The sequence below is a fragment of the Streptomyces sp. NPDC025638 genome (assembly GCF_055558775.1).
Genome location: NZ_JBVHLX010000002.1, coordinates 517,968 through 532,042, shown reverse-complemented (window position 1 = coordinate 532,042; position 14,075 = coordinate 517,968). Strand labels below are relative to the sequence as shown.

Here is a 14,075-nt window from a genome sequence, read left to right as displayed (position 1 = left end):
TCCTACGCCGCTTGCCTGCGCAACGGCCTCAGGTCGCGGCCTGGAACAACCCGGTCTAGCCTGTCAGGGAGGCTTTCGTGCGCCGTAACAGTACTGTCGGCTGCGGCAGATACGTCAAAAGCGGGCAAAACCCGTGCCTCCGGCGCATGGGTCCAGTCAAGCAATGCGAACAGGGTCACTCGGCTGAGTCGGTGACGGCATGTGGCTGACGACCCGTTTTCAGGCCAAGGAAGAAGCCATGCATGCGAAGCGACTGAGTGTCCTCATCGCAACCCCGGTGGCTGCCACCGCACTCCTGCTCCCGCTCTCCGCGAACGCGCAGGCATTCGCGGCACCGTCTGCTCCGGCTGCGGTTGCGCAGCCCGGCTCCCTTAGGATCACCCCCTACGACCAGGGCTACAAGGACGGATACCGGGACGGCCTGGTATACGCCCGCGACTGCGTCCGCGGCGATCCCCGTGGACGGAGCGGTAAGCCCGGGGCGTCCGCCGAGTACAACCGCGGCTATGTCGCCGGCATTGTCGCGGCCTACCACTACGTCCACCGGACCTACTGCGGATTCGGACCCGGCTGACCGGCACGCGCCCCTGCTGCCGGGCCTCCAGTGGCCCGGCGGCGTGACGTGATCGCAGACACGGCTGCCGCCTCCGTTCGCACGCCTTGGATGTCGCGCAGGTGGGCCGCGTAGAGCATCCCAGTAGCAGGACAGGCACAGTGCTTCGTGATCATTGGGTTGCGACACTGCCGGCGCCGCAGCGGGAGGCTGGGATCGTCCACCTCGTCGCGTCACTCCGGCCCAGCGCGGAAAGCCTTGGCTGCGCCTTGCCCCGGACCACGGCGACGGAGCTGTGCGCGTGATGCAGCAGTGCCTGGCTGACCGGGCCGAGCGGCAGGCCGGTGAAGCCACCGCGTCCGCGCGCCGGCCACGACCAACTGCGCGTCGTGGCTTGCGTCGATCAGGGCCGTGCGGATCCGAGAGCGCACCAGGCGCCGCTCCACAGCGACCTGGGGATAGCGGCTCTGCCACGGGACAGGGTCTCGTCCAGCAGTTGCTGCTCCTCCGTACGCAGCCGCTCGATGTCGAGCACCATGTTCGACGGGTCGCCGGGTCCTTCATAGGCCCGTTCGCTCCAGATGTTCCACACCTGCAGGGCCAGCAGGCCCGCATCCGCACAGCTGCCTCGGCGAAGGCGAAACCGACGGCTTTCTCGCCCGCCGGCGAGCCGTCCACCGCCAGCAGCACAGGACCTCGGGTTCGGCCCGCCCCGTACCACGAGCACGGGACAGCGGCCATGAGCGGCCAGCACGGCGGTGGAGCCGAGCAGCAGGCTGCCGAATGCGCCCAGGCCGCGGCTGCCCACCACGACGAGAGAAGCGGTACGCGACTCGATCTCCAGCACCATCAGCGGCTCGCCGACGGTGTCCTCGCGGGTGATGTCCAGGTGCGATGTTGATCACCGCTGGGACCACGGTGTCGGCTACCTGCTCGGGCGGGGCTACTCCTGCGACGAAATCCGCGGCTGGCACCAGGACCACCACCACACCGACTCCCCCCGGCACGACTGCGACGGTCTCGCCTACCGCGATGGTCACTTCTACCGCTGCGACGGCGAGGGACAGGGCTGGCAGTCGGACAGGTCGTACGAGCACGAGGGGAACCGCTCTGAGTACGACGGGCGGGGCAGGGACCACCACGACCTGAGCCGCGACGACCGGTGAGACGGGTACCGGTCGAGGCCGAGTGAGTGAGTGCCGCGTCACTCATCGTGTGCTGCCGGACCGTCCGGCGCCCACGGCCTGCTGTACCGCCTCCGCCCCGCTGTCTCTTTGCCACCGGCCGGATGTGAGGCGCCGCCGAGCCGCCCCCAGGAGCGGAAGGCGATGAAGAAGTCCTTGAAAACCGTAGAGCGGCGGGTGGCCGTGCAGCTCGTCATCTCACACGCCTACTCGTTGCCCCTATGCGTACGTCTGCGGTACGAGCCCACTGATCCCTACGTCGTCCGTGCCGTCTTCTTCGTCGACTGTGACTCGCCGGTCGAATGGGTTCTCGAGCGAAATCTCCTGGCTGATGGCCTGAAGGGTTCCGCGGGCTGCGCGGACGTCCGGATCTGGTCGGCCGCGGGACGGGGGGACCAGTGGATGTACATCGCCCTCGGGTCCCCCGCCGGCACCGCCTTGCTCGAGGTTCCCGTGCGGGACCTCACGTCCTTCCTTGAGAACACCGAGGCCCTGGTGCCACGAGGTACCGAGTCCGGACACATCGACTGGGACGTCGAACTGGCGCACCTCCTCTCGCAAGGCTGACCGCCGACCATCCAAGCTCGCAAGGAAAGGAACCTGTCATGCCCCAGTACCAGCTTCGCGTCTACACCCTGCGCAGCCTCGGCGCGCTCTCCGCCTACGAGAAGATCTGGGCCAACCACATTCCCGGCATGGCCAAGCACCGGATCACCACACACGGCGTCTGGACGGCGCCCACGGCCCCCGGAACCGAAGCCCCCAAGCTGTATGCCCTCGTGTCCTACAAGGACGCGGACACCGTTCAGGAGCGGCTGAAGGCGTACCTCTCGAGTCCGGAATTCCGCGCCGACATGGAGGGCTTCGACATCAGCCAGATCATCGGCCTCGACGAGTCCATGCTGACGCCGACCGCCGACTCGCCTTTGCGCTGACCGTCGATCTGCGACTGGCGACGCAGCCGGAAGGGCCAGCACCCGGCCGCGGCTCTCGTGCCCGGCGACGGAGCTGTGCGCCTCGGTCAGGGTGCACAGCCTCCAACGCCGGAGCCCACCTCGGCGGCTTGGCGCAACTCGGCCAAGCCGCTCGCCGGACGGCAACGGGTGCGAGCCGGATAGGCGCGTCCGGGGCGGGGCGTCGGGTCCGTCAACCTGCTCGAACCGAGAGGCCCACGAAGAACAGGGGCGTTGTTGCCGGCCAGGCATCCTCAGGGCTCGGCTGCTGCAGTCGGCAACGAGACGCACCCAGCGGAGCTTCAGAACGGAGCGCCTGAAGTCTTCGAATGGAGACTCGGGCCTGTCCCTGCTCCTCTGAGCCGATCTAGTAGGGCACTGTGTCGCACCAGGTCTCCGCCCAGGCGGAGGCGCCGTACTTGTTGGCCGCGCGCACGGTGATGCAGATCTTGTCGCCCGAGTACGGGCCGTTGATCGTGTAGCTGGTGTCGCTGGTGGAGTAGACGGTGTCGACGTTCTTCGCCGTGAAGTTGCTGCCCTTGTTGGTGTAGTGGATGTCGTAGCGGGTCGCCCGGGAGACCGCCGTCCAGCTCGCCTTGATCGGCATGTCGCACGCTCCGACGCAGGAGTTCGTGTACTCGAGTTTGTAGCTCTTCAGGTCGGCCGGCGGGGAGCCGGCGGACGAACCCGAGGACGAGTCGCCGGAGCCGGACGAGCTTCCTGCGGTCGTGTCCGAGGAGTCGCCGGCCGAGCCGCTGCCGGAGGTGTCCCCTCCGGCCGCCCTGCCTCCCTCCGCCTTGTCGCCGTTCGTGGCGTCCTGGCCGCCGGCGGAACCCGTTTCCTTCTTGTTCTTCCCGTTCTTCCCACCGGACGTCTTGGACGGTGAACCGCTGGGCGTCACAGGCGAGTTACTGCCGTCCGGCGCGGGACTCACGCTGCTGCCCGGCGACTGGGCGTGGGCGCCGCCCCGATCGCTGCTCCAAGGCTGGAGCACGACCATCGTGGTCCCACCGACGGTGAGGACGACGACCACGGGCAGGGCGATGAAGGTGCGGCGGCGGCGCGGGCGACGTTCACGCTCTTTCGGCTCGGCGCCGCCGCCCGGCGCGACGACCACGGGCGGCTCGGACCGCGGGCGCAGGTCCACGGTCGCCCGGTCGACGGACGCCTCGCGCAGCGGCCGCACCTCGGCGTCGAGCAGCTCGGCGGCCTGCTGCGCGATGCGCGCGAGGACGTCGACGGGCAGCCACGCCTTACCGACGGCTGACGGCCGAGCCCGCTCCGGGTCGGCCAACAGCTCGTCCACGTCGGGCCGTTGCCCGGGGTCCTTGGTCAGACACCGCGTGATGAGCGCCCGCAGAGCGGGGTCCTTCACACCGTCCAGATCGGGCTCGTCCTGCACGATCTGGTACATGACCGCGTGCTGGTTGCTGGCCCCGTGCCCGAAGGGCAGCCGCCCCGTCGCCGCGTACGTGAGCACACACCCGAGGGTGAACACATCGCTCTTGGGCTCGGCGCTCTGCCCCCGGACCTGCTCCGGCGACATGAAGCCGGGCGAGCCGATGACCATCCCCGTACTGGTCAGAAGCGACTCGACGGAGGTCTCCAGGGCCCGCGCGATCCCGAAGTCGATGACCTTGACCCCGTCCACGGTCAGCATGACGTTCGACGGCTTCAGGTCGCGGTGCACGATCCCCGCGTCATGGATGTCCTTCAGGGCGCGCAGCAACCCGTCGGCGAGGGTGTGCAGGGACTCGGCGGGCATCGGGCCGTACCCCCGCACGACCTGCTCCAGCGAGAGACCCGGCACATACCCGGTGGCGACCCACGGCGGCTCCTCGTCGGGCCCGGCATCGAGCACGGGTGCCGTGTACCGCTCGGCGACCCGGCTCGCGGCCTCGATCTCCCGCCGGAACCGCGCCCGGAACCGCGCGTCCGACACATGCTCCTCGTGCACCACCTTCACTGCGACGGTGCGCCCGCCGTCGGACCGTGCGAGGAAGACCCTCCCCATGCCACCGGCGCCGAGCCGCCCGAGCAGCAGGTACGGCCCGATCCGCGCCGGGTCCAAGGCGGTGAGCGGTTCGATGGCCCCGCCTGAGCGGTCATCCCGCCGGGTCTCCCGCTCGCCGCGCCCGTCCCCGTTCGTACCGCTCATGCTGGTATGACTCCCCCACCTCTTGCCACCCGGTCGATCGGCATAACGTCGTTGACAATAGAGGTAGTTGATAACCCCGGTGAAGGCGAGGACGCGCGGCCGGCGGCGACGGTTCTGCTCACGGAAGCTGCAGCAGATGGTGCGCCGGGGCAGCACCAGTTCGGTGCGCTACCGGCGCGCGACCGTCGCGCCGGGCGGCGGCGCGCTTTCAGCGACCCGTGCGTCAGGAGTGGCACGGGGGATTGCTGAAGGTTTCCAGGTCAACACCGGTGTGATGGCACGCACTTGCCGCCGTCACGAATCGGCCACGATGCATGCACGTACCCTCGCCGTCCTGCCGGGGAGCGGACCACACTGACGGGCCAAGGGGAACCGCCCTTGGGGGACGTCATGCACGCCAGAGCCGCACTCGTGACCACCGCACTGCTCGCCGCCGCGCTCGCCGGCTGCTCCGACAACAGCCAGGGGCACGCCGAACGTGCCACCTCCACGGCCGGCACCCCTGCGAGCGAGAAGCAGAAGACGCCCGACTGCGGGCCCGAATCCACGCTGTCGCAGTCCGACTGGACCGACCAGTGCGCCGGCAACGCCACTGGCGGCAAACAGGTGGACACCGAACTCGCGGTCGGTGACACGTTCGCCTACAACGACGGCGTCAAGGTCACCGTGGTCAGCATCCGCAAGCTCACCCACTTCGGCGAGTTCGACGATCGGCCAGACACCGACCAGACCGCCTACCGCGTCACCTGGACCGTACAGAATGGCACCGGTCAGCCGGTCAGCCTCGATGAGTGGTACATGAGTGAACAGGGCGCCACCACAGGCGGAGAGGTCGAATCACTCTCCGTGGAAAGCGGATCGCGCCCCATGAGCGGCCGCATCGCTCCCGGTAGGACTGGCACGTTCACCAGCGAAGGCGCCCTCGACAAGTCGTACGGCACCCGGCTCGTCATCACTGTCACACGCGGCGACATCGGAGAAGACATCCTTGCAGAGGACCCGCACTGGACCGGCACGATCAGGTAGTGCTCCGCCGGATCTCGAATTCTCCTCTGGGCTTACGTGTTCACTGCCTGGGCTGAGGCGGCAAGAGCCATGCTCTCGGCATGGAGACGAAACGGATCCTGGTCACCGCGGGCCTGGCGATCGTGGTGTGAACACCACAGTGCAGGGCGGCACCGCGAACTGGGTCGGGGCCCTGAACTGGCCGGGCGCCTGCTGTGGGGGCTGCTGCCCGGCGCCAACGCGGTCTCGTTCAAGCCTGTCCGGCTCCGCCACCGGTTCGGCCGTGGACGGCGCTTCAGCCCCCTTTGCGAGACGGCCTGATACCGCCTCGGCTCGCGATTGGCCGATTCACTCGGGAGCAGCTCGGCCATACGCCGTCATGGCGGCTGTTCGCCTCGCGAAGAGGGCCTCCAGTCTCTCCTGAACGCCTACGAGCTCCAGGTGTGGCTCTTGTGCAAGGAGCAGTCGGGCCTGGGCCTCAACCTCTGCCCATGCCCGTCGGCTTCGACTGTTCGCAGTGCGCCGCACATCGCTGCGCAGGAAACCGGCCCCTGCCGAGAGCCCCGCGGCAGCCAAGGCAAGCAAGGCCGCTGGAACACGCGCGTCCGCTGATGCCAGGCCCGCAGCTCCTGAGACTCCCGCGAGCACCGCAGCTGGGAACCCGAGCGCAACGTCGAGGACGCTCCAAAAGCGGACGCGCCGATCGGCACCCTGCATGCGCCGTTCTGCCTCGCTCAGCAGTCGTTCAGTCTCTGCGCGCAGACGGGACCTCTGTTCGTTCGTACTGCTGATCGGAGGGGTTCCACCGCCTTGAGTCACGGCTTGAGTCTCTCAGTCGGCGCGCCCCGGCGCATCAGGTGATCCCGTAAGTACCCATCGCTGGAGGGACATTGGCCATCCAGCTGCCGGTCACCAACCGGAACCTCCAGATCCAGGGCGACCCCATCGACGGCTGGACCAGTCGCGACTGCACGAAGCGGTTCCACGAGCCCGCGTCCGGCAGCGTCGAACTCCCCAGCGCATCCTCACCGTCATACGCCGGCGCATCGTGGACCAGGGGAGGCGCCGAGCGTGGCGGAGATAGCCCGGGAGGTGGGGATGCGCAGCCGCGCGTCCGTGCATGACCAGTTGGGGCAGATCGAGGAGAAAGTCGCCATCGTCCGCGAGCCCGGGCAGGCGCGCGGCATCCGGCTCGCGTGGTGAGCCTCCGGTAGCGACGGCCCCCACCGAGAGTGGCCACGATTGCTGGTTCAGGAAGGCACTCACATGAAGCAATCCATGATCCGTATGTCGGGTGGTGGCGGCGACGGCGGTGACAAGCTGCCGGGCGAGCCGTGGCCGGGCCCGGAGGAGCCCCCGTCCCCCGACGACGGCCCGAGACTCGTCGGCTGGGCGTTCTGGCCGCCTGGAGCCAGTGATTTGCCTGGATGGCCGGTGCACGCTCTCACATCTCACGATCTCTCACCTGCCGGGGTCCGAATGCGTGCAAGCCGTCCCATGTCGTGGCGGCCGCGCGAAGATTCTCCACGTCCGCTTCACGGAGCGTTTCTCATCGGGTGCGGCGACGTGCCGCGCGCCTCAGACGTCGCCCGGTGTCCCCAGCCCGGTCAGCGCGCCCACCGGGTCCAGGTCCGGGGTGCCCCGGGGCCACCAGTCGTCCCGGCCCGGTTCCGACTCGTACGCGTACCACAAGCCGTCGCGGCCCAGGCGGAGTTGGACATGGCCCTGGGGATGGGTGAGGTGGTTGCGCCAGGGGCGGAACGCCGGGAGGTCGGCGGCCAGGAGCAGGGGCCGGGCGCGGTCGAAGCGGCCCGCCGGGGGGTCCCAGGGCTCCTCCAGGACGGCGAGCCCGTCGAGGCCACCCTGCCGCCAGGCGGCGACCGCGCGCGCCAGCTCGGACGGGGTGCGGCCGGCGGCGGAGGCGAGTGAGGAGTAGAGGGCGCGGGTGCCCGCGCTCAGACCGGAACCGGGGCGGGCCGCCGCGAGACGCACCGCGTCCTGCCACAGCGTCAGCTCGCCGACCGGGTCACGTCCGGTGCCGAGCAGCGCGTGCGCGCGGGCGGCAGCGTCCGTCGCCAGCTGGTCCAGGGCGAAGGGATCGGGGCCGCCCGGGGACGCCGGATACACCGGGGGCTGCTCCGGGTGCGGTGGCACCGGCAACGGGGGTGGGAGGGGCGGGAGTTCGCGCGGGGCCAGGGCATCGGCCGCGCGTACGCCGGGCAGGGGCGCGGGTCCCTTTTCCTGCGCGGCGCGGGCCGCCCGGGCGGCGTTGCGGCGGGACAGCGCGTCCAGGAGCTCTCGCTCGCCGCGGCCGCGCAGCAGAAGCAGCACAAAGGGGTCGGCGTCCAGCAGGCGTGCCGTCTGGTAGCAGAGCGCGGCGGCGTGCTTACAGGGGTGGCCCGAGTCGGGGCAGCTGCAGTGCGGTTCGAGATCGCCGGGGCCGGGCAGGAGCGGGACTCCGCAGTCGGCGAGGGACTGCGGCAGCTCCTTGTCGAGGAGGGCGGCGATATGGCCGGGCCGGTCGGCGGCCGCGTCCAGGAACCGCTCCCAGTCGGCCTCGGCGAGCGTACGCAGCCGCACCTGCACGCGGTACGGCCGCGGGCGGCTGCCCTGCACATAGGCGAGGAGGAGGCCGGGCGTCACGGTGATGGCGTCCACGTGTCCCTGCGCCGCGTACCCGCGTCCGCGCGCCAGCCGCTTCACATCGAGCGCGCCCCGCTCCAGCGCGTCCACCCAGGCGTTGCCCCACCAGGTCTCGGCGAACCCGGCGCCTTCCGGCGACGTGCGGGGAGGGAAGGCGGGGAAGGTCCGGCGGAGTTCGCCGTCGCGGTGGGGGGTGGCCATCGTCCGGGGGACGGGCGGGGGCGTGGGGGTGGTGGCGGGGGGCGGGGACGGTTTGTCGGGGAGCGAGTCGTCGTCGGCGGTCGGCCGGGAGGCTCCGGTGGAGGGCTCCGGGTCGGCCGCCGCCGACGGCATCCGGAACCCGTTCGCGAGCAACTGCCGTACGTCACGAGCCACCCGCGCACGGTCGACGTGGCCGGTCCCACCGCTTCGGGGCGGAGAGGGCGCTCGGCGTGGCGCATCGGTTGCCGGTGCCTCGGCCTGCGCCGCGGTCTGTGCCGCCTCCTTGCGGGCTGCGCGCAGCGCCTCCCGGGCGACGTCGCCGGGACGCCCGGGGTGAGCAGTGTGCCGGTCGCCGCCGGCTTCTTCCGCGGTGGCGTACGCATTGCCGTCGCCGTCATCGGCGTCCGCCCCCGAGCCATGCCGGGCGGAGATCGCCTGCCGAAGCGCCGACCGCGCGACGTCACCGGGCCGCGTCTCGTCGGCGACGGCAGGCGCTTGCTGCGTACCGGCCGGGCCGTCGGTCTCGGCTCCCGTCGGCTGCGCCCCGCTCGCGGTCGCGGTGGCGTTCTCGGGTGTCTCTGCCGTATCCGCGGCGGTGCCCTCCCGGAGCGCGCTCGCCCGGTCCCGGGCCTCTCGCAGTGCCCGGCGTGCCACGTCACCGGGACGCGGCTGCCCGCTCGCCGACGTCACGACGACCTCCGCAGCGACACCAGGTCGGTCAGCTCCCGGTCCGTCAGTTCCGTGAGGGCGGACTCGCCGGAGCCGAGGATCGCGTCGGCCAGGGCGCGCTTGGACTCCAGCATCTGGGCGATGCGGTCCTCGACGGTGCCCTCGGTGACGAGCCGGTGGACCTGGACCGGCTGGGTCTGGCCGATGCGGTAGGCGCGGTCGGTGGCCTGCTCCTCGACGGCCGGGTTCCACCAGCGGTCGAAGTGGATGACATGGCCCGCGCGGGTGAGGTTCAGTCCGGTGCCCGCGGCCTTCAGGGACAGGATGAGCACCGGGGTCCGCCCGCTCTGGAAGCGGTCCACCATGTGCTCGCGCTCCGGGACCGGCGTGCCGCCGTGCAGGAGGTCGACGGGGACGGCGCGGGCGGAGAGATGGGAGGCGATGAGGCGGGCCATCCCGACGTACTGGGTGAACACGAGCGCCGAGCCGTCCTCGGCAAGCAGGGTGTCCAACAGCTCGTCGAGCAGGGCGAGTTTGCCCGAGCGGGCGGACAGGCCGTCGCCGCGCGCCTCCTCCTTCAGATACAGCGCGGGGTGGTCGCAGATCTGCTTGAGCGCCCCGAGCAGCTTCAGCACCAGGCCCCTGCGGGCCATGCCCTCCGCGGTCTCGATGGCCAGCAGCGACTCGCGCACCACCGCCTCGTACAGCGCGGCCTGTTCGCGGGTGAGGGGGACCGGGTGGTCGGTCTCCGTCTTGGGCGGCAGCTCCGGGACGATGCCGGGGTCGGACTTCTTGCGGCGCAGCAGGAAGGGACGCACCAGGCGGGCGAGACGGGCGACGGCCTCCTCGTCCTCGCCGTTCTCCACAGCGCGCGCGTGCCGGGCGCGGAAGGACTTCAGGGGGCCGAGGAGTCCGGGGGTCGTCCAGTCGAGCAGGGCCCACAGTTCGGAGAGGTTGTTCTCCACCGGGGTGCCGGTGAGGGCCACCCGCGCGGGGGACGGGATCGTGCGCAGCGCCTTGGCCGTCGCCGAATACGGGTTCTTGACGTGCTGTGCCTCGTCCGCGACCACCATGCCCCAGGGCTGCCCGGCCAGTCGCGCGGCGGTCGACCGCATCGTCCCGTACGTCGTGAGGACGAAGCCGCCGTCCAGGCGGTCCAGGGTGCGGTCCGGGCCGTGGAAGCGGCGCACGGGGACGCCGGGGGCGAAGCGGGCGATCTCCCGCTGCCAGTTGCCGAGCAGGGACGCCGGGCAGACCACCAGCGTCGGCTCGGTGCGGGCCCGCTTCAGGTGCAGGGCGATGACCGTGATCGTCTTGCCGAGGCCCATGTCGTCGGCGAGGCAGCCGCCCAGGCCGAGGGAGGTCATGAGGTCGAGCCAGGCCAGGCCCCTGAGCTGGTAGTCGCGCAGGGTGGCATGCAGAGCGGTGGGCGGTTCGGCGGGCCGGAGTCCGGCCGTCAGGCGGTCGCGCAGGTCGGCCAGCGCACCGACCGGCACAGTCGGCACGGTCTCGCCGTCGACCTCCGCGCTGCCGGTGAGGGCGACGGAGAGCGCGTCGACCGGGTCGAGCAGGCCCAGTTCGCGTTTGCGGGCCTTGCGGACGAGGGCCGGGTCGACGAGCACCCAGCGGTCCCGGAGCCGGACGACCGGGCGGTGGGCCTCGGCGAGCTCGTCCATCTCGGCCTCGGTGAGCGGGTCGCCGCCGAGGGCCAGCTGCCAGCGGAACTGGAGCAGTTCCTCGCTCTCGAAGAAGCCGGTGCCGTCGGTCGCCGAGCCCGGTGCGGCCCGTACCACCGCGGCCGCGCTCAGGTCGTGTGCCAGGTCCCTGGGCCAGTGCACGGCGACCCCGGCCGCGGCGAGCCGGGTGGCCGCCGCGCCCAGCAGTTCGCCGAGCTCGTCCTCGGACAGGGCCAGCACGTCGGGCACGTCCTGCTCGGCGAGCCGGTCCAGCGGCGCCCACACGCGGGCGGCGCGGCGCACGGCCAGGGCCGCGTCCACGCGCGAGCGTGGCCCGAACGCCGCGTCGGCGTCCCCCGCCCACAAGGCCGCCGCGTCGGCCACCAGGGTCGGGTCGGCGAGGCTGTGCACCTGGACGATCGCCGCGCCCGCGCCACGCGCCCCGTTACCGCCGGCGGTGGTGTCGAACAGGTGGTACGCGGAGAGGTCCAGGCGGAGCGAGATCCGCACGCCCGCGTCCATGCCGGCGGCGACCTCCGCGGCCCACTCGTGGGCATGGGGCAGATGCTGGGGGTCGCGGGCGGCGAAGGGCTTGCCGGAGGTGTACGGCGCGGCCGGGGTGCGGGGCAGGGTGTCCGCGACCGCGTCCAGGAAGGAGCGCAGCAGCGCTTCCGGCTCGGGCAGCCGCAGCGGGCCGGGGCCGGGCAGGGGTACGGCGTGTCCCTCGGCGGGCAGGGCCGCCGCCACCGCGCGCAGATGGGCGATGTCGTCGGGCTCCAGGGGGCCGGCGCGCCAGGCGTCGTGCCCGGTCGGGGTCAGGCCGGGGAGCAGCCGGCCGCGGGCGGCGAGGCGCAGCGCGTGCAGGGCGGCCGCGCCCCAGCAGGCCGTGGCCGGGTGGGCGGCCGGGTCGCGGCGGGCCCGCACGAGCACCGGGAGGGCCTCGTCGAGCGGCAGGGACAGCGCGGGCACCTTTCTGCGGCGCACCCCGGCTCCATGGGGTCGTACGACGGTCAGTTCCTCGCCGTCGGCGGCGGGCACCTCCGCGTCGGCGGCCAGTGGTTCCCCGTCGGGGTCCCAGAAGGCGACGCGGCCCTCGCGGGGCAGGGGGGCGGGCAGATAGACGGCCGCGAGACGCACCGGGACCGGCTCCCGCGGTGTCCCGGTCCCCCGCGCGCTCCCTGCCACCGCGGCCGTGCCGCTCATACGTCCTGCCACCTCCTGCCCCTGTGTCGGATCAGACGTCTTCGACTGTACGGGCGGGGTCTGACAATCGGCTCCGGCGGCCGTCGGAGCCCACCCGTCAGGGCACCGTGCGCGAGACGACGTACACCATCGGGAAGTTCGGATCGGCCAGGTTCACGACCACGTCCTGGGTCGGCGCCGGGTTCTTCTGCTTGTGGGCCATGCCCCACCACGGGCCGGGGCCGGTGAAGTTCCAGCCGGTGATCTTCTGGTCGCGGGCGCCGATGGCGATGTCGTCCTTCTTCAGGTCGTTCCGGTCGACACGCATGCCCTGCAGGAAGCTGTCCAGTCCGGCGCTGTTGGTGCGGAACTGGACGTAGAGACGGCTGGTCTTCCAGTTGTTCGTCTCGTAATAGGCGATCTCGTCGGCCGGGTGCGGGACCGGCACCTGGTAGAGCCGGCGCTGCACCTTCGAGGGCCAGCCCGCGGTGAGGCCGGTCGCCGAGTACTTCTGTTCCTTGTCCTTGCCGCTGTTGCGGCTCTGGTTGGCGGAGATCACCAGGTAGCCCGCCGGGACCCCGATGAGCAGCACGATGATCAGCAGGGTGAGGGCCCGGCGGCGGGCCTTGTGGCGCGGGTCCTCGGGCGGGCGGTGCGGTTCGTCCGGCGGCGTGGCCTGGCGGGGCAGGGAGGCGGTCATGCGGTGTCCTGGGTACGGCGGGCCGCCGCGTACCGCTCGTAGCGTTCGTAGCGCTCCACCCTGCGCCGCTTGGCGCGCCGGAAGCGGCGGGCGACCAGGCGGGCGAGGTCGGCGGCGCCGACCATGCCCGCCTCGGGGCCGAGCTGGGCGCGGGTGATCCGCGCCTCGGGGCGGTAGCCGCGGCCGGTGAGGTGGCGCTTGAAGGCGTCCCGCGCGGGGCCGATCAGCAGGTCGTCGGCCGCGCTGACGCCGCCACCGATGACGAAGCAGGACGGGTCGAGGGCGGCCGCGAGGTTGGCGATGCCGACGCCGAGCCACTGGCCGATGTCCTGGAGCAGCTCGATGCACATGGCGTCGCCCTCGCGGGCCAGCTCGGTGATCATCGGGCCGGTGATGTCGGCGATGTTGCCCTTGACGTGCTCGATGATCCCGTAGGCCACCGGCGAGTCGGCGGCGGCCAGTTCCTTGGCCTCGCGGACCAGGGCGTTGCCGGAGCTGTACTGTTCCCAGCAGCCGCGGTTGCCGCACGGGCAGCGGTGGCCGCCGGGCACGACCTGCATATGGCCGAATTCACCCGCGACGCCGTACTTGCCGCGCTTGACCTGGCCGTCCTCCAGGATCGCGCCGCCGATGCCGGTGCCCAGCGTGATCATGACGAGGTGGTCCTCGCCGCGCCCCGCGCCGAACCGCCATTCCGCCCAGGCGGCCGTGTTGGCGTCGTTGTCCACGAGGACGGGCACCGACAGGCGCCCGGAGAGGCGGTCGCGCAGCGGTTCGTTGCGCCATGACAGGTGGGGCGCGAAGAGCACGCGGTTGCGGTCGGCGTCGACCCAGCCGGCCGCGCCGATGCCGACGGCGTGCACGTCGTGCCGGTCGGAGAGGTCCAGGACCAGTTCGACGATGGTGTCCTCGACGACCCTGGGACTCTTCGACTTGTCCGGGGTCTCGGTGCGGACCTTCTCCAGGATGTTACCGTCGGCGTCCACTACGCCCGCCATGACCTTGGTGCCGCCGATGTCGATCCCCACGGTGGGGACCCGGGGCGCGGTCAGGTGAGAGCGGCGTTCCCGGGTGCCCACGGTGCGCAGCACCGGGGCCCGGCGGGAGCCGATGGGGGCGGTGAGGTCGCGGTAGGTGCTCATCGGGGCCGA

11 protein-coding genes and 1 pseudogene are annotated in these 14,075 nt (G+C 71.7%); 6 read left to right on the top strand and 6 right to left on the bottom strand.

Annotated features, from left to right (window positions below):
- The first annotated feature begins 238 nt into the window (after positions 1-238).
- Positions 239-574, top strand: a complete 336-nt coding sequence (locus ACZ4EG_RS06490) for a hypothetical protein (protein WP_467789772.1) — start codon at positions 239-241, stop codon at positions 572-574.
- A gap of 247 nt (positions 575-821) precedes the next feature.
- Here ACZ4EG_RS06490 and ACZ4EG_RS06485 read toward each other — a convergent pair.
- A pseudogene (locus tag ACZ4EG_RS06485) lies at positions 822-1,436 on the bottom strand (universal stress protein); the annotation flags it as partial.
- On the opposite strand from ACZ4EG_RS06485, the gene ACZ4EG_RS06480 reads away from it, so the two are divergent.
- The 3 genes from ACZ4EG_RS06480 to ACZ4EG_RS06470 all read left to right on the top strand — a co-directional run bounded on the left by ACZ4EG_RS06480 (position 1,435) and on the right by ACZ4EG_RS06470 (position 2,672).
- Entirely contained in the window at positions 1,435-1,719 is a 285-nt protein-coding gene (locus ACZ4EG_RS06480; RefSeq protein WP_467789771.1) for a hypothetical protein, read from the top strand. The pseudogene ACZ4EG_RS06485 and the gene ACZ4EG_RS06480 overlap by 2 nt on opposite strands.
- Positions 1,720-1,881: 162 nt before the next feature.
- A complete protein-coding gene (locus tag ACZ4EG_RS06475; protein WP_467789770.1) occupies positions 1,882-2,304 on the top strand; it encodes an SsgA family sporulation/cell division regulator in 423 nt (140 codons plus the stop codon).
- 38 nt (positions 2,305-2,342) lie between these two features.
- A complete protein-coding gene (locus ACZ4EG_RS06470; RefSeq protein ID WP_467789769.1) occupies positions 2,343-2,672 on the top strand; it encodes an NIPSNAP family protein in 330 nt (109 codons plus the stop codon).
- A gap of 385 nt (positions 2,673-3,057) precedes the next feature.
- On the opposite strand, the gene ACZ4EG_RS06465 is transcribed toward ACZ4EG_RS06470, so the two are convergent.
- The gene (locus tag ACZ4EG_RS06465; RefSeq protein ID WP_467789768.1) at positions 3,058-4,848 is read right to left on the bottom strand and encodes a serine/threonine-protein kinase; all 1,791 of its coding nucleotides are present in this window, start codon (positions 4,846-4,848) and stop codon (positions 3,058-3,060) included.
- 411 nt (positions 4,849-5,259) lie between these two features.
- On the opposite strand from ACZ4EG_RS06465, the gene ACZ4EG_RS06460 reads away from it, so the two are divergent.
- Together ACZ4EG_RS06460 and ACZ4EG_RS06455 are read left to right on the top strand one after the other, a co-directional pair.
- On the top strand, positions 5,260-5,874 hold the full coding sequence (locus ACZ4EG_RS06460) for a hypothetical protein (protein ID WP_467789767.1): 615 nt from the start codon (positions 5,260-5,262) through the stop codon (positions 5,872-5,874).
- 858 nt (positions 5,875-6,732) lie between these two features.
- Entirely contained in the window at positions 6,733-7,056 is a 324-nt protein-coding gene (locus tag ACZ4EG_RS06455; protein WP_467789980.1) for a LexA family protein, read from the top strand.
- 375 nt (positions 7,057-7,431) lie between these two features.
- On the opposite strand, the gene ACZ4EG_RS06450 is transcribed toward ACZ4EG_RS06455, so the two are convergent.
- The 4 genes from ACZ4EG_RS06450 to ACZ4EG_RS06435 all read right to left on the bottom strand — a co-directional run bounded on the left by ACZ4EG_RS06450 (position 7,432) and on the right by ACZ4EG_RS06435 (position 14,066).
- Complete coding sequence (locus ACZ4EG_RS06450) at positions 7,432-9,387, bottom strand: SWIM zinc finger family protein (protein WP_467789766.1); 1,956 nt, start codon at positions 9,385-9,387, stop codon at positions 7,432-7,434.
- Complete coding sequence (locus ACZ4EG_RS06445) at positions 9,384-12,245, bottom strand: DEAD/DEAH box helicase (RefSeq protein ID WP_467789765.1); 2,862 nt, start codon at positions 12,243-12,245, stop codon at positions 9,384-9,386. Before ACZ4EG_RS06445 ends, ACZ4EG_RS06450 begins: the two co-directional genes overlap by 4 nt.
- 97 nt (positions 12,246-12,342) lie before the next feature.
- Entirely contained in the window at positions 12,343-12,924 is a 582-nt protein-coding gene (locus tag ACZ4EG_RS06440; RefSeq protein WP_453557482.1) for a sugar kinase, read from the bottom strand.
- Positions 12,921-14,066, bottom strand: a complete 1,146-nt coding sequence (locus ACZ4EG_RS06435; protein WP_453557484.1) for an ROK family glucokinase — start codon at positions 14,064-14,066, stop codon at positions 12,921-12,923. The genes ACZ4EG_RS06440 and ACZ4EG_RS06435 overlap by 4 nt, the downstream gene beginning before the upstream one ends.
- Positions 14,067-14,075: the final 9 nt, after the last annotated feature.